We start from the raw sequence: 17,629 nt of genomic DNA on the forward strand, positions 1-17,629 counted from the left end.
GCTTTGCCACATTGCAAAACCCGTTATCGCCACTCCACGTGTCGATGCCGCTTGAACTGCCGCGTCACCTGCAGCCCCTCGAGCAGGAGCTTGAGCGCGGTGAAGTCGATCTCGGCGCTGCGCTGCCCGCCCCAGTCGCGCACAAAGCGGCCGGCCTCCAGCCGTTTGCTCCACACGCACCAGCCGCTGCGATCGAAGTACAGCACCTTGATCTGGTCAGCCCGACGGTTCGCGAACACGAACAGATGCCCGCCCAGCGGGTCGACCTCAAAGCCCTGGCGCGCCAGCGCGTACAGCCCGTCGTAGGACTTGCGCATGTCGGCAGGCTGCCCATACAAGAAGACCCGGATGCGCCCCTCAGGAAAGAACATCAGCGGCGCACCAGATGCAGGCTCATGCCGCCGCCCAGGTCCAGCCGCAACTCCATGGGCGCATGCATGCCGCCGGTACCGACTTCGCCCAACTCGATGAACCCCGCGGCACGCTGCTCCATACGCCCAGTCTTGGCCGTCACGGGCGCAGCCTTCACCTTGCCCGACAGCCGCTCACGCCAGCGCCGATAGCTGCTCACACACACTCGCTCCTGCCGACAAAAGCTCTTGAGCGTCAGCCCCGAGGCCGGGAAACGCTCAATCACGTCGCGCCAGCACGCCTCGTCCAGGTGCCGCCGCCGCTTGACCTCGGCCACCTCTGCCGCGTCGTTCTCCATCTCGAATGTCTCCTCATCCCTGCGATGGGAAACATTCTTCGTGGGATCCGAAACGAACGAAAGAACGCCGCTGGCTTACCGGTTACCTGCACACGACCGCGCGCAACAAGCTCAAGAGCGCTCAGAAACGCCCCTCGATCATTGCCGCATGCTGGATGCAGGCTACGCTCTGGTAGTGTCATTAATTAAGTAAAGATCAATAAGAAAGCCTCAAGCCATATCGTGGGATTTGTCAGAATCAACCCGCCCGCCGTGCGCGCATCGCTTGGCCGATGACCTGAAGTTGCGCATCACTGAGTAGCCGTGCGGCCAGAGGCAGGAGTTCCCCTTCTTCGAAATCGATGTGCCGCCTGTGACGGAAAGCAAAATCCTCCACGCTTTGCGGATCGAGCGCAGTGGCATTGCCTTCCTTGAGGGGGACAAGCTGCGTATAGAGTGTCTGCCATGCAGCGTCGAGCGCACGGTGTTCGCGCGTGATGCGCGCGTGCATTTCATGCAGACACACTGCATCCGAACCGGCCATGGCCTCGAACAGCGCGGGAAACAGATCCTCTTCTTCGTCCTGATGGTGCAGGCGCCCCGCTGTGTCGAAATACCGCATCACCTGCGCAACAGCCTGCCGCGCTGCATCATCGGCGCCATGCACTGCCAAGTGCGCAGGCAGGCGCTGCAGGGTGGTGCACTGCTTGGCGATGCGCTCATGGCAGGCGGACAGCAGCGCCAGCGGTGCATCGAAGCCTGCGCTTGCATGCGCACCGAAAAGCTTGTCGAGATCCATGTTGCGCTCCTTTCATGCGCTGCGAGACGCCTGCTATTGTGGTAACTATAATACTTATAAAAATCCTCGTGATCGCAAAGGAGGGGCATATCATGGTTCGTGAACTTGTCCTCAAACGCGTTTATGCACAAGCAGATAACGAAGACGGCATGCGCGTACTCGTCGATCGACTGTGGCCACGTGGGTTGACCAAGGCCGCGGCCCGCATCGATCTCTGGATCAAGGAGGTGGCGCCGAGCGATGAGTTGCGGCATTGGTTCGGGCACGAACCAAGCAAGTGGGAGGCATTTCGAGAACGCTACCTGCAGGAGCTGACACAGCCTGATAAGGCCGCAGCGCTTGCCGTCCTGCGCCAGACCATGCGCGAACATCGCAAGGTCACGCTGCTGTATGCGGCGCATGACGAAGCGCACAACAACGCCGTGGTGCTGCAGCAGGTCTTGCATCCAAGGTGAGAACGTCAATTCCACTCCTTCCACAGGCACCCTTTCGGCTCGATCTCACCGCATGGGCACTGCGGCGCGCGCCGAACAATGGCATCGACGCTTGGGATGGCAAACAATGGCGACGCAGTGTGTTCATCGGAGGCACCGTGGTCGGCATCGTGGTGACTCAGACTGGCCCGGTCGATGCCCCGTCCCTGGAGCTTTGCTGCGTCGGTGCCGACGAAATCGACGCGCTCCAGAGCCAAGCTCTAGCGGCTCTTGTGCGCAACATCCTGGGTTTCGACGCCTCTTTGCAAGGCCTTGACCGGCTGATGCGAAGCGACGCGCAGGTCGCTGCTTTGGCACAGCGCTACCGCGGGCTGCGGCCACCGCGTCTTCCCGATCTGTTCGAGGCACTGAGTAACGCTGTCGCCTGCCAGCAGGTCAGTCTCGCCAGCGGCCTTGCGCTGCTGAGCAAGACCGCTGCGCACCTTGCGCCGCCTCACAGACCGGCCGGTTTTCCGCCGCCATTTCCCAAACCCGAAACGGTCCTCGCCGCAGGCGAGACGGTGTTGCGCAACCTGGGTTGGAGCCAGCGCAAGGCGGACTATCTGCTCGGCTGCGCGCGGGCCATCGTCAGCGGCGCGATCGACCTCGGCAAACTGGAGGCTGCCAGCGACGACCGCGCCATTCAGATGCTCAGCAGCCTGCGCGGCATCAAGCGCTGGAGCGCGCAATATGTGGCACTCAGAGGTCTGGGTCGCCTTGCCGTGTTGCCATTGGACGATGTCGGTGCGCACAAGCACCTTGCACAGTGGCTCGGCAGGCCACGACTGGACGCGGCACAGATGGAGCAGCTCGCTCGGAATTGGGTGCCCGCTGCGGGCATGCTGTATTTTTTGCTATTGCTCAAGCGACTGGAAGACCGTGGACTGGTCGGAGCGCAGATTTGATTTCGCCATGGATACGACACCCACCAAATCCGTTTCCGTTCTGCTGCACGAACATGCGGTGATGCTGCACACCATGCGGATGATGCGCCTGACCCTGCTGAACGGGCAGATCGATCAGGCCCGCCACGCACTGGATGCTTTGCACAAGCAGCATGCGGCGCACATCGCCGCAGAGGAAGCACAATGGATTCCGCGCATTTCGGCCGGGGCGCGCTGGCAACCCAAGGTCTATCTGGCAGAGCATGCCAAACTGGGGGAGATGCTGCTCGATTGGCGCCACCGTCTGGCTGCTCTCGATCACAAGATCACCGATGCGTCGGCTCGCCTAGATCTGCTCGACGCCAGCCTGCCCCTGCAGCATTTGCTGGAACACCACTTCGAGCGCGAGGAAAAAGGGATGTTCGCCGATGCGAGTCGGTGAGACAGGTGTCTGCGGCAGGCCGATCTCGAGGCAACACCAGTTTCATGCGGCCGCAGCGACGAATTTGCGCAGCTTGGGATTGACGCAGTCGCCCAGCGTGGCAGTATTGAGCTCGGCGTAGTACGCCTGCCTTGCGCGCTCCAACCGGGGGCGCAGCGCACAAAAACCACTCAGCAGGCAATGGCCGCCATCGTCCCGGTAGCACTCGGCAAGCACTTCATCCTCCTCTAGCCAGGCGAGCACCTCGCCGAGCCGGATCCGCTGCGGCGGCAGCGCCAGCCTGGCTCCGCCGCCAGCGCCGCGCACCGTCTGCACATAGCCGCCGGCAGCAAGGCGCTGGAGCACCTTGACAAGATGTTCGCGTGAGACGTCGAGCATCGAAGCAAGTTCGGCACTGGACCACATCTCACGCTCACTGCTGGCCAGCACAAGCAGGGCGCGCAACCCGAAATCAGAAAACGAGGTCAGTCGCATGGCAAACTCCAAATAGGTATTGCGAATGCCATTATAAATCTTTATAGTGGAATCTATATTACTTGTTCAGGCGTGCCGCCACGGCTCCTGCGCCTGGTTGGAGACGACACCATGACGACCACTCCCCGATCCGATACCGCCTATGCGGAGCGCGAACTCGGTGCCCTCGCACGAGACATTCCCGGCGCCACCACAGTGCTGCGCGAACACCACCTGGATTTTTGCTGCGGCGGGCAGCAAACGCTGGCTGAAGCAGCGCAATCCAGGGGTTTGGATATTGGTGCAATTGTTGCAAAGCTTGCTGCACTCGAAACCGGCGCAGCAGCCCGTGTGCCCACGGATGCAGACAGCCTCATCGACCACATCGTCACACGGTTTCACGACGGCCATCGTCGTGAATTGCCTGAGATGATCGGGCTGGCGACCAAAGTCGAGCAGGTGCATGCCGGACATCCAGAGGTTCCCGCGGGACTCTCTGCACTGCTGCAGGCGATGCTCGACGAACTGCAGAACCATATGCAAAAAGAGGAGCAGGTCCTGTTTCCGATGATGTGCCGCAATCCCGGCGGATTTCTCGTACCGCCAATCGCGCAGATGCGCGAGGAGCACACAGAACACGGCCAGATGCTGGAGCGCATGCGCTCAATTGCCCACGACTTTGCACCGCCGCCGCAAGCCTGCAACACCTGGCGCGCGCTGTATGCGGGGCTTGCACACTTCCATGCCGAGTTCATGGAGCATGTGCATGCCGAGAACAACATCCTGTTTCCGCAGTTCGAGGCACGCGGCTGAGGTCGTTTCGACCGATCGCGGCCGACTGGCATGGTCTTTCATCCCTGAAGGAGGAATCGCATGGACCCGCTCAACATCATCCAGCAACCCCACGCGCACCGCCGCGCCGATCGCACCTATGCGTTCGACGCCACCGGCATCGCCAAGCGCTTTCGTCATGCGGCGATCTTCGGCGCGTTGAATACACTCGAACCAGGGGAGATCATGGCGTTCTTCAACGACCACGATCCGATCCCCCTGTTGCAGCAGATCGAGCGGCACTTCGGGGATCGGGTGCGGGTGGAATATGTCAGCCGCAGCGCCGAAGGGGTGCGCATCGACTTTTACGTGCAGACCGCAGGCTGACGGCTGTCAGCCAGCACGCCGTGACGGTTTACCAAAGCCCGGACTGCAGACGGGCGGCCTCGCTCATACGATCCAGACTCCACGGCGGATCCCATACCAGTTCGACGTTCACTTGTTCGACACCAGGGATGCGCGACACCTTGTCATGCACTTCTTGTGTGAGCACCGAGCCCATGCCGCAGCCGGCGGCAGTGAGTGTCATGTCGATGTCGACCCGCCACCCGATTCCGGTTTCGTCTGCCGCGCGCACGTCGAGCCGATAAATCAGCCCGAGCTCGAGGATATCGATCGGAATTTCTGGGTCGTAGCAGGTCGCAAGCTGCGTGCGCACTGCGCTTTCGACTTCTTCGCGCGTCGACGGCTTTGGGATGTCGGCGTGTTCACCGCCGTCCAGACCCAGCGCGTCGGCGTCACGGCCGTCAATGCGGTACATGCGACCTTCCGACACAACGGTGATGTGACTGCCCAGCCGTTGCGTCACGCGGGCTTGCGTGTCCTTGAGCAGCATTCCCTGGATCCCGATGGGCACGAGAATGGCCGCGACGTCGCGGCGCAAGGTGACGAGACCCGAATCGGTCGGCCAGTTCATGTCAAGGCTCCCTCTCGGTGTTCGCCAGGTCTGCGGCCTGAGTGAGTGCGTTGCGCAGGGTGTGCCAGGCGAGCAAGGCGCATTTAATGCGCGCCGGAAATTGCTTGACACCTTCGAGTGCAGCCAATTTGCCGACGTCATTCGGGTCGAGCGGCTCGCCGCCGATCAGTGCACCGTGCATCTGCGCAAACAGCGCAAGCGCCTCGTCGATGCGTTTGCCTTTGACCGTTTCCGTGAGCATCGAAGCCGATGCGGTGGAAATGGCGCAGCCCTCGCCGCTGAACGCAATGTCATGGATGACGCCGGAGTTGTCGACGGCAAGCTCGATTTGCACCCTGTCGCCGCACAAGGGGTTGTGCCCCTGCGCGACGCGGTCGGGGTGCGGCAAATGGCCGAAATGCCGCGGCCTGCGGTAGTGGTCGAAAATGACCTCCTGGTAGAGATCGCGCAAATCAGCACCGTCGCTTGCGCCCATCGCCACCTCCCTCATTGAGCGAACATCGACTGCGCCTGCCGCACCCCTGCGACGAGCGCGGCGATATCTTGCTCGTCGCTGTAGACGCCAAGCGAGGCGCGCGCCATTGCCGGCACGCGAAAGCGCTGCATCAGCGGCATCGTGCAATGGTGTCCGGCGCGGATTGCCACGCCGTGCGTGTCGACGATGGTGCCCAGGTCATGCGCGTGTACGCCGCCGACGTTGAACGACATCACCCCAATCTTGCCAGGCGCGCGGCCATAGAGGCGCAGACCCGGAATTTCGCTCAGTTGCTGCTCGGCCTGCGCGAGCAACATGCGCTCGTGCGCCGTGATGCGTTCCCAGCCAATGCTGCCGACGAAGTCGAGCGCTGCGGCCAGGCCGACGGCGCCCGTGATGTGCGGCGTGCCAGCCTCGAAGCGCGTCGGCGGCTCGGCAAAGGTGCTGTGTTCAAAGCTGACGGTGTGGATCATGTCGCCGCCGCCCTGGTAGGGCGGCATCGTGGCAAGCAGCTCGGCCTTGCCCCAGAGCGCGCCGATTCCTGTCGGGCCGTACACCTTGTGCCCGGAAAACGCGTAAAAGTCGCAGCCCAGCGCTTGCACGTCGACCAGCAGATGCGCAACCGCCTGAGCGCCGTCGACCAAGACCGGCACGCCTTGCGCGTGCGCTCTGTGCGCCAGTGTGGCGATGTCGTTGACCGTGCCAAGCACGTTCGACGCGTGGGTGATGGCAACCAGCCGGGTGCGGTCGTTGAGCAGCGGCGGCAACTGATCGAGGTCGAGTACTCCATCATCCGAGATGGGAATGACACGTAGCCGTGCTCCCACCGGTTCGCACACCAGCTGCCACGGCACGATGTTGGCATGGTGCTCCATCGCCGAGACCAGCACCTCGTCGCCTGCGGCCAGGCGCGGGCGCAGAAAGCTCGCGGCAACCAGATTGATCGCCTCCGTGGTGTTGCGCACGAAGACAATTTCGCTCGCCGTGCGGGCGTTGACAAAGCGTGCCACCGTTTGCCGTGCCACCTCATACGCGTCGGTCGCGCGCTGCGACAGCGCATGCACGCCGCGGTGGATATTGGCGTAGTCGTGGCTGTCGAACGCGCGCATGGCCTCGATGACGACGAGCGGCTTTTGCGCGCTGGCGGCGCTGTCGAGATACGCCAAGCGCTTGCCATGCACGGTTTGCGCGAGCGCCGGAAACTCCGCACGTAGCGCAGCCTGGCACGATCCCAAGCACAAGGTCGATGTGTCGCGAGCGTTCATTTGCCCTCCACATCGAGATCGGCCAGTGGCAGACCATGCCGCGCCAGCTGCGCATGCACGGCCGTGGCCAGCGGCGTGAAGTCCAGGTCGGGCAAGGCTTGCGCGATGAAGCCCTGCACCAACATTTGCCGCGCCTGCTGTGGCGCGATACCGCGCGCAGCCAGATAAAACAGCGCGTCGGCATCGAGTTGGCCGACGGCAGCGCCGTGGCTACAGTGCACGTCGTCGGCGTCGATTTGCAGTTGCGGCCGGGTATCGACTTCGGCGCCTGCGGACAGCAACAGATTGCGATTGATCATCGCTGCGTCCGTTTGATCTGCGCCGGGCAGTACGTCCACCCGCCCCGTGAATACGGCATGCGCTGTGTCATCAACCACCGCGCGCACATGCGTGTGGCTGCTGCCGCGCGGTTGGCGGTGGGCGATGCGCAAGTGCACGTCGCCATGTTGCGCGCCGCGCAGGAGGCTTGCAGCACGCAACTCGGTCGTGCAGGCAGCGGCGAGGTGATTGACCGCGCATTCCTGCCGCGAAAGCGCTGCGCCGGTAATGAGTGCCTGGGCGGCAAAGTGGCTGCCTTCGCCTTGCGCGACATGCACCTGCGAGATGTGTACCGCAGCCTCGCTTTCGCTTTGCAGGCGAACGAAGTCGAGTTGCGCTGCTGCTTGCAGTTCGATACAAGTCACGTCGCTGACCAAATAACCGGGAGTGCCCGGCAGCGCGACATGTTGCACGATGAGCTGCGCCTGCGCACCCGCGCCCAAGCGCACGCGGTGGCGCAAATGGCTGCCGCCAGCGCGGGTTTGTACGGCGATGACGCACAGCGGCGCGGCAAGCCGTGCGCCTGCGGGCAGGTCGACGTCCACGCCGGCGGCGGCGAACATCCGGTTGACAGCGTCGAAGGCGTCCTCAGCAAGCGGCGCAAGCAGTGCGTCGTCTTGCGCGCTTGCGGCTGACCACACGCGTATACCGGCGGGCAGTGCCTTCGGTGTCGACAGGCCAACGTCGAGTCGGCCATCGATGAACACCAGCTGCGGGCAATGCGCCGCGTCGAGCGCGCCCAGTGCAGCGAGATCGTCTGCACTGACCGTACGCGATGGCGTCTCGGCCGTCAGAGGCATCACGTCGAGCGCGCGCAGCGCGGTGTATTTCCAGTCTTCGTCGTGTCGCGTTGGTAGCCCACGCGCGCGCAAGGCGTGTACTGCGTCGTGGCGCTGGCATGCAAGCGGCAAGGGCGGCCTGGGGGCGCGCGCATACGCATCAAGCAAACCGTCGAGCGCGCTCATGCCTTTGCCTCCGCTTGCAGCCAGCTGTAGCCTTCGGCAGCGATGCGCTGCGCGAGCTCCGTGCCGCCAGATGCGACGATGCGCCCAAACAGCAGCACCAGCACGCGATCGGGCACGATGAGCTCAAGCAGCCGCTCGTAATGCGTGATGAGCAAAAACGCGCGCTCGGGCGAGCGCATGGCGTTGACCTGGTCGGCAACGGCTTTCAGCGCGTCCACGTCCAGCCCCGAGTCGGTCTCATCCAGAATGGCCAGCCGCGGTTCGAGCAGCGCCATTTGCAGCATGTCGTTGCGCTTTTTCTCCCCGCCGGAGAATCCTTCGTTGACGCCCCGGTGCAAAAAACTCTCGTCCATACCGAGTGCGCGCAAATGCTGCTTGATGAGATGCAGAAACTCGATAGCGTCGAGCTCTGGAAGTTCCAACAGCTTACGCCGCGCGTTGACCGCCGCTTTCAGCAGGTAGATGTTCGACACCCCGGGGATTTCCACCGGGTATTGGAAGGCAAGGAACAGTCCGCGGCGGGCGCGCTCATCGGGCGGCAGTGCGAGCAAATCCATACCTTCGAACTGCACGCTGCCTGTGTCGATCTGGTAGAGGTCGCGCCCGGCGAGGACTTGTGCCAACGTGCTTTTGCCCGAGCCGTTGGTTCCCATCAGCGCGACCACTTCGCCAGGGTGGATTTCAAAATCCACACCGTCTAGCACCGGTTTGCGCTCGACGCGCGCGTGCAAGTCGCGCACCGCAAGCAGCGCATGGGAGGCGCGAGCGGAAAGAGGAGATTGGGTCATGCGTTGTCCTTTTTCTGTCGATCAGCCAACCGCGCCTTCGAGGCTGACACCCAGCAGTTTTTGCGCCTCGACGGCAAACTCCATCGGCAGCTGCCGGATGACGTCGCGTGCAAAGCCGTTGACGATCATTGCCACCGCGTCCTCGGCGGAGATGCCGCGCTGCATGCAATAAAAGAGCTGATCCTCGCCGACGCGGGAAGTCGTCGCCTCATGCTCGACCTGCGCGCTGGGGTGGCGCACTTCGATATACGGGAAGGTGTGCGCGCCGCAATGGCTGCCGATGAGCAGAGAATCGCACTGCGTGTAATTGCGCGCGCCCTCGGCCTTGGGCAGCACTTTGACCAAGCCACGGTAGGTATTGCTGCCAAGGCCCGCGGAAATGCCCTTGGAGACGATGGTGCTGCGGGTGTTGCGGCCGATGTGGATCATCTTGGTTCCGGTATCGGCCTGTTGGTGGTTGTTGGTCAGCGCAACCGAATAAAACTCGCCGACCGATTCATCCCCGCGCAGCAGCACGCTCGGATACTTCCAGGTGATCGCCGATCCGGTTTCCACCTGCGTCCAGGAAATGCGCGAGCGAGCACCCCGGCAATCGCCGCGCTTGGTGACGAAGTTGTAGATGCCGCCCTTGCCGTCCTGGTCGCCCGGGTACCAGTTTTGTACTGTGGAGTACTTCACCTGTGCGCCTTCGAGCGCGATGATTTCCACCACGGCGGCGTGCAGCTGGTTTTCATCGCGCCGCGGCGCGGTGCAGCCCTCCAGATACGACACCTGCGCGCCCTCGTCGGCGATGATCAGCGTGCGTTCGAACTGCCCGCTGTCCTTGGCGTTGATGCGAAAGTAGGTCGACAGCTCCATCGGACAGCGTACGCCCTTGGGGATGTAGACGAAGCTGCCGTCGGTGAACACCGCCGAGTTGAGCGCGGCGAAAAAATTGTCTCCCGGCGGTACCACCGTGCCCAGGTATTGCTGCACCAGCGAGGGGTGGTTTTGCACCGCTTCGGAAAAGGAACAAAAAATGATGCCATGTGCGGCCAGCTTGTCCTTGAAGGTCGTGGCAACCGAAACCGAGTCGAACACCGCATCGACCGCCACCCCTGCGAGCGCGGCGCGCTCGTGCAGCGGAATGCCGAGCTTTTCGTAGACACGCAGCAACTCCGGGTCGACCTCCCCCAGACTCTTGGGCGACTTGGCCGTTTTTGGAGCGGCGTAATAGTGGATTGCCTGATAGTCAATCGGCGGGTGGTGGATTTTCGCCCAGGTCGGCTCGGTCAGATTCAGCCAGTGGCGATAGGCCTTGAGCCGCCAGGCGAGCAAAAAGTCCGGCTCGTTCTTTTTGCGCGAAATCAGCCGAATGATGTCCTCGTTCAGCCCCTTGGGCGCGAGGTCCGCCTCGATCGGCGAGACGAAACCAGCGTCATAGTCGCGATTCAGGAAGCTTTCCAGCGCGGCGTTGCTCTTGTTCATGGCACATCCTCGGTCAGGTTCATGGCTGAATGACTTGGCGTGCGGGTCAGACGAAGTCCGCAGCCACCGCAACAGCCACAGGGTGGATGCTGGTCGGCCGCATCCCGGAAGCCAGCACCATCTGACAGACATGCTCCAACCGCTCGACGTGTTCGAAAGCGTCAAGCGGAGAGCGACCGATGGCGACCATGCCGTGTCGGTACAGCCCGACGATGTGCGGCATTTCGCCCAGAGCCGGCGTGAAAGTCTGTGCGCAGGCCAGAGCCAGCTCCTCGCTCGTGGCAGCAAGCGCTGGCACATTGCGTCCGACACGCGTGTAGCGCGTGACTTCCGGAAATTCCTCGGACAGTTCCCGCAAGTCCCAACCGGCGAACATTGCGGCGACGATGTAGGTCGGATGCAGGTGCAGCACCGTGTCATACCCTGCGGGCAGCAACGCCTGGACCAGGCGGTGCAGGGCAAACTCACCCGATACCCCAGCAGGGGCCACGCCGTGCGCCAGCGCATCGGTGCTCACATGCAGCATCTGCGTGGCATCAAGCCGCGCCTTGATCACGCCACTGGGCGAAATCCAGAATCCGTCACCGTTGACATCATCCACCGAGACATTGCCATCGCGGTGCGTGATCCAGCCTCGGGCATAGGCTGCCTGCAGCATGCTGCTGGCTTGGGTATTTCGGCCTGTGTTCCCATTGAGAGCAGAAGTCGGGATGGGGGCGGCGGTCATGTCGGGGTTCCTGTGGATTTATCCGTTGAATGAATCGGTAAACTTTTTACCACTATACGACCCACCGGACAGCATCCATGCAATAACCCTGAAAGCAGGCGTGATTCTGAACGTCGACAAAGTCTGCCGCGACGACGACAATTTCCATACTTGAGTCTTGCCAAAAGACATGAAGCCGCGCTGGACACTCACTGCCAAGATTGCCCTGTTCACAGGGGTGTTCCTCATGCTGTCGTTGCTGTCCGTGGGGGCGACGTTGTGGATTTCGTGGAATCTCGAAGGTGGCGCGGCAGCGGTGAACGTTGCTGGACAGTTGCGCATGCTCAGCTACAAGGCGGAGCTGACCGCCGCGTCGCGCGACTCGGCGCATCTCGGCGCCGAATTGCAGCACATGCAAGACAACCTCGAGATGCTGCGCACCGGCAGTCCGTCGCGTCCCTTGTACGTCCCCTGGGATCCGTCTATTCGCGCACGGTTCGATGTCGTGCTGCATCACTGGCAGAGACTGAAACCGCAGTGGCAACAGGCATCACCGGACACCGCCGTGCCGAGGCAGGAGGTTGACCAGTTCGTCTCGCAGATCGATGCCTTTGTCAGCGCCGTCGAGCATCGCCTCGATTTCTGGACCACCGTGCTGCATGCGTTCCAGATGGGGCTTGGTGCGCTTGTGGTGGTCGGTGCGCTGCTGATGTTCTACGCGGCGTATCTGTTCGTGCTCGAGCCGGTTGGTCGACTCAGCGGCGGAGTGCAGGCCCTCGAGCGGGGAGATTACGCGGCACGCGTTGACATCGCCACCAGCGATGAATTCGGCGAGCTGGCCATCGGTTTCAACCGCATGGCCGGGCAACTGCAGACGGTCTACACCGAACTCGAAGAGCGCGTCAGACAAAAAACCTCTGCGCTGCAGGCTGAGCAGCAACGGCTCGCAGCGCTCTATCGCATCAGTGCATTGGTGTCCAAGGCGCAGAGTCTCGATGAACTGGCCAAGGGGTTTACCGCAGCGATCCAGGACATCGCCGGGGCAGACGCTGCTTTGCTGCGCTGGACAGATGAAACTGCCAGGCGCTATCTGTTGCTCGCTGCCCAAAGCATGCCGCCCGCTATCACCGAAGCCGAGCGCTGCCTTCTCGCTGGCACCTGTCATTGCGGTCAGACTCAAGCAGGGGCAGGGCCGCAGGTCGTGCAATTTCGCCCGGCGACCGACAGTCCATCCCACGCCCCTGATGATGCCTGCGTGCGCGAGGGCTTCGCCACGTTGGTGAGCGTGCCGGTGTCTGTGCAGCAACGATTGCTTGGCGAGATCGATCTGTTCTACCGCCGCGAGCACCGGATGGATCGAGAACAGAGTACCTTGTTCGACGCTCTCGCGGGCCATCTCGCTGCAGCGATGGAAAGCCTGCGCAGCGCCGCGCTGGAGCGCGAGGCTGCGGTAGCTCGGGAGCGTGCGTTGCTCGCACGCGAACTGCATGACTCCATCGCGCAGGCGTTGGCCTTCATGAAGATTCAGCTGCAGCTGCTGCGAGCGGCAATGAAGGCAAACAATGCGCAACGGATCGACGCCAGTCTCAACGAACTGGACGCGGGGGTGCGCGAGAGTCTGGCCGATGTGCGCGAACTGCTGCTGCACTTCAGGACCCGCACCCAGGACCAGGACATCGAGCCAGCGCTACGCAGCACCCTGCAAAAGTTTGAACTGCAAAGCGGCGTGCCGGTGCAATTGCAGTTCAGCGGACATGGTCAACCGCTCGACCCGGATGTACAGATCCAGGTTCTGCATGTGCTGCAGGAAGCGCTATCGAATGTGCGCAAGCACGCGCATGCAAGCCGCGTCGAGGTCGAAGTCACCAGCTTGCCAACCTGGCGCTTCGCCGTCCGTGACAACGGTCAGGGATATGATCCGAGCGCCCTGCAGGTTGGCGCACAGGCCCATGTCGGGTTGCAGATCATGCGTGAACGCGCGGCGCAGATCGGCGGCACGCTGCAGATCGCCTCCATACCAGCCAAGGGAACACAGGTCATCCTCGAACTTCCTGATGCGTTCGGCACACCCTCCGCATTGGAATCCGGTTCGCCAGATTCCACGACTGCACTCATCCATGCCTCCTGAAATTCGCGTCCTGCTGGTCGATGACCATCCGTTGTTCCGTCGTGGGTTGGTTTCGCTGCTCGCTGAAGAACCCGGCATGCAGGTGGTTGGTGAGGCGGCCGACATCGGTGAGGCGCTGCGGCAGATCGAGCGCACCCAACCCGATGTGGTGCTGCTCGACAACCATCTTCCGGGGGTGCGTGGAGTCGATGCGGTCGCTGGGCTGCATACAACCTTTCCGCAGGTGAAAATTCTCATGCTCACGGTCAGCGATGACGCAGCGGATCTGGCCACCGCGCTGCGTGCTGGCGCCAGCGGCTATCTGCTCAAGACCTGCGACATCGGCGAAATCGTCGCCGCCATTCGCCGTGCGCAGCATGGGCAGGTCATCGTCGGGGCCGACATGGCGCCCAAGCTCATGGAGGCGATGCGCGATACCGCGCAACAGGAACCACTACCTGCCACCACAGCAGCGGAGATTTCACCCGAAGACGATACCGAGCCGCTCAGCCCGCGCGAGCGGCAGATCGCTGCAGCCATTGCGCGCGGCGCGAGCAACAAGGTCATTGCCCGCGATCTCGACATTGCAGAAACCACGGTCAAAGTGCATGTGCAGAGTATTCTGCGCAAGCTCAATCTGTCGTCGCGGGTGCAAATAGCGGTGTACGCCAGCGAAAAGGGCTGGGCGACTTGATCGTCGCCAGCAACTGGTAGCGCCCTGCACACCTCGCAACGGGCTCAAGGAATCCCAACATGCCAACCACCGCATTCGTTGATCTGCTTCTGGCTGCCAGACGGCAATCCGAACCCCAGCACCTCTACCTCATCTTCACCGCTGCTGAATTGCCGCAAGATGCCAGCGCCGAGCAGCGCTCCCGGTTTGCCGAGAGGCAGGGAGGCGCTCTCACTCCGGTGATGGCAGTGGACAAGTCGCCTGAGGACCTGGTGGATTTCGGCGCCCTGGTCGACGAGTCGGCGCAGACCGGGCAGCACTGGGACATGGTGTTCGTCACCACGCAGTCGGTTGTAAGCAAGCTGCCGCCAGACCCTCAGCGGGTTGAGCAAACGCTCACTGGGCTGATCGAACGCATCCGCGCCGGGCAGATCGACTGTTTCGCCACATTCGACCGGCAGGGGCGACTGGTGCATCTGCGCTGAACACTGACGTGCTGCTGCGCCGCCTCGTTCTTTCGGCGTAGTTCCACCGACAGTGCAGTGGATCGGCTCTCCTCCGACTGCCGCGTGCACTGCCTCTTCTGATCGATACCGCCCAGGCGCTGTGCTGCCTAGAGTGTCCTTGTCAATTCAAGGAGGCTCGTCATGGGCGCAAATGCGCAGCAACACCGTCGCCAGGCCTGGTCGGTTTTGATCGTCAGCACCTGGGCGTTCACCGTCTGCTTCATGGTCTGGATGATGTTTGCCGTCATCGGCATCCCCATCAAGAAGACCCTGGGACTCAATGCCACCGAGTTTGGCCTGCTCACCGCGATGCCGGTGCTTAGTGGGTCGCTGATCCGGGTTCCGTTGGGCATCTGGACAGACCGCTACGGCGGACGCATCGTGTTCACCCTGATTATGGCGGCGACCGTCATCCCGATCTGGATGTTGTCCTACGCCACCGCGTACTGGCAATATCTGACCATCGGCCTGTTCATCGGCCTTGCCGGTGGTTCCTTCTCGGTCGGCACACCGTATGTGGCGCGCTGGTTTCCAAAAGATCGCCAGGGCTTGGCAATGGGGATTTTCGGTGCGGGCAATTCGGGTGCCGCAGTCAACAAATTCGTTGCACCGGCACTGGTCGTGACCTTTGGCTGGACCATGGTGCCGCATGTGTATGCCGCGGTCATGCTCGGCACGGTCATTCTGTTCTGGCTGTTCAGCTACCACGACAAAAGCCATGTGGTGCAGGGTCAGACCAGTTTCATGCAGCAACTCAAGGCGCTGCGAGACCCAGGCGTTCTCAAGTACAGCCAGTACTACAGCATTGTGTTCGGTGGTTACGTGGCACTGTCGCTCTGGATGGTCCAGTACTACGTCGGTGAATACAAGCTCAGCCTGCCGGTGGCCGCACTGCTGGCCGCGGCGTTCTCCTTGCCGGGCGGGGTGCTGCGTGCCGTGGGCGGATGGCTGTCGGATAAATTCGGAGCGCACCAGGTGACCTGGTGGGTCCTATGGGTGAGCTGGGTGGCGCTGTTCCTGCTGTCATACCCGCAAACCCAGTTCACGGTGCTGACCACCAGTGGCGCAACAACATTCCACATCGGCCTGAACGTCTATGCCTTCACCACGCTGATGTTCATTCTGGGCATCGCCTTCGCTTTCGGCAAGGCCAGCGTGTTCAAGTACATCGCCGATGACTACCCGGCGAATATCGGCACGGTGTCGGGCATTGTCGGTCTGGCTGGAGGCATGGGCGGTTTCCTGCTTCCCATCATGTTCGGCGCCCTGCTCGATCTCACCGGCATCCGCTCTTCCGCCTTCATGCTGATGTATGGCGTGGTCTCGCTCTCGCTGGTGTGGATGTTCTTTACAGAAGTCCGCCGCACCGATGTGCTCAGGCCTGCACCGCGTCACCCCCCAACCGCATCTGGCGCAAGCCTCGCGCATGGCCAATCTGCCAGCGCTACACATTCTTGAGACCCCAGGAGACTCAACATGTCCAGTCATGTGATCAAACATTGGAACCCGGAAGACGCGGCGTTCTGGAAAAGCGAAGGCCAAATGATTGCTCAGCGCAATCTATGGATCTCCATTCCCGCGCTCACCCTCGCCTTCGCGGTCTGGATGGTGTGGTCAGTGGTGGTGGTGAAGTTGCCGCAAGTGGGCTTCAAGTTTTCCACCAATCAACTGTTCTGGCTGGCCGCGCTGCCCGGGCTATTCGGTGCCACGCTGCGCATTTTCTATTCCTTCATGGTGCCGATCTTCGGCGGGCGACGCTGGACAGCGATCTCCACAGCCTCGCTGCTGCTTCCCGCGCTGGGCATTTATTACGCGGTGCAAAACCCCGCCACGCCCTATGAAATCTTCGTCATCCTGGCGCTGCTCAGTGGCTTTGGCGGCGGCAATTTCGCCTCATCGATGGCCAATATCAACTTTTTCTTTCCAAAGGCGCAGAAGGGCCTGGCGCTGGGACTGAATGCCGGGTTGGGCAATCTAGGTGTGTCCATTGTGCAGTTCATCGTGCCGTTGGTCATTACTGCTGCGGTATATGGCGTGCTCAGCGGCGATCCACAGACCGCCGTGTCGGGCAACAAGACCACGCAGATCTGGCTGCAGAACGCCGGTTTCGTCTGGGTGCCCTTCATCATCGCCTCCACCCTTGCGGCCTGGTTCGGCATGAATGATCTGGCCGACGCCAAGGCTTCCTTCGCCGATCAGGCAGTGATTTTCAAGCGTTCGCACACTTGGCTGATGAGCCTGCTCTACACCGGCACTTTCGGCTCGTTCATTGGCTACTCGGCAGGCTTTCCGCTGTTGATCAAGTCGCAGTTTCCCGGCATCGATGCCCTCGACTATGCCTGGCTCGGCCCCTTCGTCGGCGCACTCATCCGGCCCGTCGGCGGCTGGCTGGCCGACAAGCTCGGCGGCGCCCGCGTGACGTTCTGGAATTTCATACTCATGGCGCTGGGCGTGGTGGCGGTGCTGTATTTCCTGCCGCAAGGTGGAGTGGGTGGCAATTTCACCGGCTTCCTCGCTGCCTTCATGGTGCTGTTCGCCACCACGGGCATCGGCAATGGCTCGACCTTCCGCATGATCCCTGTGATCTTTCTGACCGACCGCACGCGCGCCGCTGCCGGACAAGGCCCAGCAGCGCAGGAGCAGGCCGTGAAAGACGCCAACAAGGAAGCGGCAGCCGTGATCGGCTTCAGCTCGGCCATTGCGGCCTATGGCGCCTTCTTCATTCCCAAGAGCTATGGCACGTCGATTTCCCTGACTGGCGGCCCTCAGGCCGCGCTGTATGGCTTTATCGCCTTCTATGTGCTGTGCGTGCTGGTGACCTGGTGGAACTACAGCCGCAAGAACGCGCCGATGCCTTGTTAACCCCTGAATCA

General features: G+C 62.2%; 22 protein-coding genes. 11 read left to right on the forward strand and 11 right to left on the reverse strand.

Features of this window, described 5'->3' with window-relative positions; genetic code table 11:
- Positions 1–23: 23 nt before the first annotated feature.
- The 3 genes from tnpB to AC1ZQA_RS11800 all read right to left on the reverse strand — a co-directional run bounded on the left by tnpB (position 24) and on the right by AC1ZQA_RS11800 (position 1,487).
- Positions 24–371, reverse strand: coding sequence for an IS66 family insertion sequence element accessory protein TnpB (gene tnpB / locus AC1ZQA_RS11790; protein WP_482676862.1), 348 nt, complete (start codon positions 369–371; stop codon positions 24–26).
- Positions 371–709 (reverse strand): IS66 family insertion sequence element accessory protein TnpA, encoded by a 339-nt coding sequence (tnpA, locus tag AC1ZQA_RS11795; protein ID WP_482676863.1) that lies wholly within the window; start codon positions 707–709, stop codon positions 371–373. The genes tnpB and tnpA overlap by 1 nt, the downstream gene beginning before the upstream one ends.
- Positions 710–947: 238 nt before the next feature.
- On the reverse strand, positions 948–1,487 hold the full coding sequence (locus AC1ZQA_RS11800; protein WP_482677066.1) for a hemerythrin domain-containing protein: 540 nt from the start codon (positions 1,485–1,487) through the stop codon (positions 948–950).
- 68 nt (positions 1,488–1,555) lie between these two features.
- Here AC1ZQA_RS11800 and AC1ZQA_RS11805 point away from each other — a divergent pair, with 68 nt between their 5' ends.
- The 3 genes from AC1ZQA_RS11805 (at position 1,556) to AC1ZQA_RS11815 (ending at position 3,286) form a co-directional block, all read left to right on the forward strand.
- Positions 1,556–1,942, forward strand: coding sequence for a DUF488 domain-containing protein (locus AC1ZQA_RS11805; protein WP_482677067.1), 387 nt, complete (start codon positions 1,556–1,558; stop codon positions 1,940–1,942).
- A 119-nt stretch (positions 1,943–2,061) separates the two neighbouring features.
- On the forward strand, positions 2,062–2,865 hold the full coding sequence (locus tag AC1ZQA_RS11810) for a DNA-3-methyladenine glycosylase family protein (RefSeq protein WP_482677068.1): 804 nt from the start codon (positions 2,062–2,064) through the stop codon (positions 2,863–2,865).
- Positions 2,866–2,872: 7 nt separating this feature from the next.
- The gene (locus AC1ZQA_RS11815; RefSeq protein WP_482677069.1) at positions 2,873–3,286 is read left to right on the forward strand and encodes a hemerythrin domain-containing protein; all 414 of its coding nucleotides are present in this window, start codon (positions 2,873–2,875) and stop codon (positions 3,284–3,286) included.
- Positions 3,287–3,328: 42 nt separating this feature from the next.
- Here the strand turns inward: AC1ZQA_RS11815 and AC1ZQA_RS11820 are convergent, their stop codons facing one another.
- Positions 3,329–3,760, reverse strand: a complete 432-nt coding sequence (locus tag AC1ZQA_RS11820; RefSeq protein ID WP_482677070.1) for an RrF2 family transcriptional regulator — start codon at positions 3,758–3,760, stop codon at positions 3,329–3,331.
- A gap of 111 nt (positions 3,761–3,871) precedes the next feature.
- On the opposite strand from AC1ZQA_RS11820, the gene ytfE reads away from it, so the two are divergent.
- Both ytfE and AC1ZQA_RS11830 read left to right on the forward strand, forming a co-directional pair.
- Positions 3,872–4,552, forward strand: a complete 681-nt coding sequence (ytfE, locus tag AC1ZQA_RS11825; RefSeq protein ID WP_482677071.1) for an iron-sulfur cluster repair protein YtfE — start codon at positions 3,872–3,874, stop codon at positions 4,550–4,552.
- Positions 4,553–4,630: 78 nt separating this feature from the next.
- Positions 4,631–4,897: a DUF2249 domain-containing protein gene (locus tag AC1ZQA_RS11830; protein WP_482679324.1), complete on the forward strand. Its 267-nt coding sequence runs from the start codon at positions 4,631–4,633 to the stop codon at positions 4,895–4,897.
- 28 nt (positions 4,898–4,925) lie between these two features.
- On the opposite strand, the gene sufT is transcribed toward AC1ZQA_RS11830, so the two are convergent.
- From sufT to AC1ZQA_RS11865, 7 genes are read right to left on the reverse strand one after another with little or no spacing between them, the layout of a single operon-like run.
- The gene (gene sufT / locus AC1ZQA_RS11835; protein ID WP_482677072.1) at positions 4,926–5,486 is read right to left on the reverse strand and encodes a putative Fe-S cluster assembly protein SufT; all 561 of its coding nucleotides are present in this window, start codon (positions 5,484–5,486) and stop codon (positions 4,926–4,928) included.
- 1 nt (position 5,487) lies between these two features.
- The gene (gene sufU, locus AC1ZQA_RS11840; protein WP_482677073.1) at positions 5,488–5,961 is read right to left on the reverse strand and encodes a Fe-S cluster assembly sulfur transfer protein SufU; all 474 of its coding nucleotides are present in this window, start codon (positions 5,959–5,961) and stop codon (positions 5,488–5,490) included.
- A gap of 11 nt (positions 5,962–5,972) precedes the next feature.
- Positions 5,973–7,226 (reverse strand): cysteine desulfurase, encoded by a 1,254-nt coding sequence (locus AC1ZQA_RS11845; protein ID WP_482677074.1) that lies wholly within the window; start codon positions 7,224–7,226, stop codon positions 5,973–5,975.
- Positions 7,223–8,509, reverse strand: a complete 1,287-nt coding sequence (gene sufD / locus AC1ZQA_RS11850) for a Fe-S cluster assembly protein SufD (RefSeq protein ID WP_482677075.1) — start codon at positions 8,507–8,509, stop codon at positions 7,223–7,225. The genes AC1ZQA_RS11845 and sufD overlap by 4 nt, the downstream gene beginning before the upstream one ends.
- A complete protein-coding gene (sufC, locus tag AC1ZQA_RS11855; RefSeq protein ID WP_482679325.1) occupies positions 8,506–9,258 on the reverse strand; it encodes a Fe-S cluster assembly ATPase SufC in 753 nt (250 codons plus the stop codon). The genes sufD and sufC overlap by 4 nt, the downstream gene beginning before the upstream one ends.
- A gap of 60 nt (positions 9,259–9,318) precedes the next feature.
- Positions 9,319–10,764, reverse strand: a complete 1,446-nt coding sequence (gene sufB / locus AC1ZQA_RS11860; protein WP_482677076.1) for a Fe-S cluster assembly protein SufB — start codon at positions 10,762–10,764, stop codon at positions 9,319–9,321.
- Between the two features lie 46 nt (positions 10,765–10,810).
- Complete coding sequence (locus tag AC1ZQA_RS11865; RefSeq protein ID WP_482677077.1) at positions 10,811–11,422, reverse strand: class II aldolase/adducin family protein; 612 nt, start codon at positions 11,420–11,422, stop codon at positions 10,811–10,813.
- Between AC1ZQA_RS11865 and AC1ZQA_RS11870 the strand changes: the two genes are divergently transcribed.
- The 6 genes from AC1ZQA_RS11870 to AC1ZQA_RS11895 all read left to right on the forward strand — a co-directional run bounded on the left by AC1ZQA_RS11870 (position 11,421) and on the right by AC1ZQA_RS11895 (position 17,618).
- Positions 11,421–11,645, forward strand: coding sequence for a hypothetical protein (locus tag AC1ZQA_RS11870; protein ID WP_482677078.1), 225 nt, complete (start codon positions 11,421–11,423; stop codon positions 11,643–11,645). The two genes, AC1ZQA_RS11865 and AC1ZQA_RS11870, sit on opposite strands and share 2 nt — an antisense overlap.
- 15 nt (positions 11,646–11,660) lie before the next feature.
- Positions 11,661–13,598 (forward strand): type IV pili methyl-accepting chemotaxis transducer N-terminal domain-containing protein, encoded by a 1,938-nt coding sequence (locus AC1ZQA_RS11875; RefSeq protein ID WP_482677079.1) that lies wholly within the window; start codon positions 11,661–11,663, stop codon positions 13,596–13,598.
- Positions 13,588–14,271, forward strand: a complete 684-nt coding sequence (locus AC1ZQA_RS11880; protein WP_482677080.1) for a response regulator — start codon at positions 13,588–13,590, stop codon at positions 14,269–14,271. Before AC1ZQA_RS11875 ends, AC1ZQA_RS11880 begins: the two co-directional genes overlap by 11 nt.
- A 59-nt stretch (positions 14,272–14,330) precedes the next feature.
- A complete protein-coding gene (locus tag AC1ZQA_RS11885; RefSeq protein WP_482677081.1) occupies positions 14,331–14,735 on the forward strand; it encodes a hypothetical protein in 405 nt (134 codons plus the stop codon).
- A 162-nt stretch (positions 14,736–14,897) separates the two neighbouring features.
- Positions 14,898–16,214, forward strand: coding sequence for an MFS transporter (locus AC1ZQA_RS11890; RefSeq protein WP_482677082.1), 1,317 nt, complete (start codon positions 14,898–14,900; stop codon positions 16,212–16,214).
- An 18-nt stretch (positions 16,215–16,232) separates the two neighbouring features.
- Entirely contained in the window at positions 16,233–17,618 is a 1,386-nt protein-coding gene (locus AC1ZQA_RS11895; protein ID WP_482677083.1) for a NarK family nitrate/nitrite MFS transporter, read from the forward strand.
- Positions 17,619–17,629: the final 11 nt, after the last annotated feature.

It is taken from the genome of Thiomonas sp. DCM-2 (assembly GCF_056820905.1).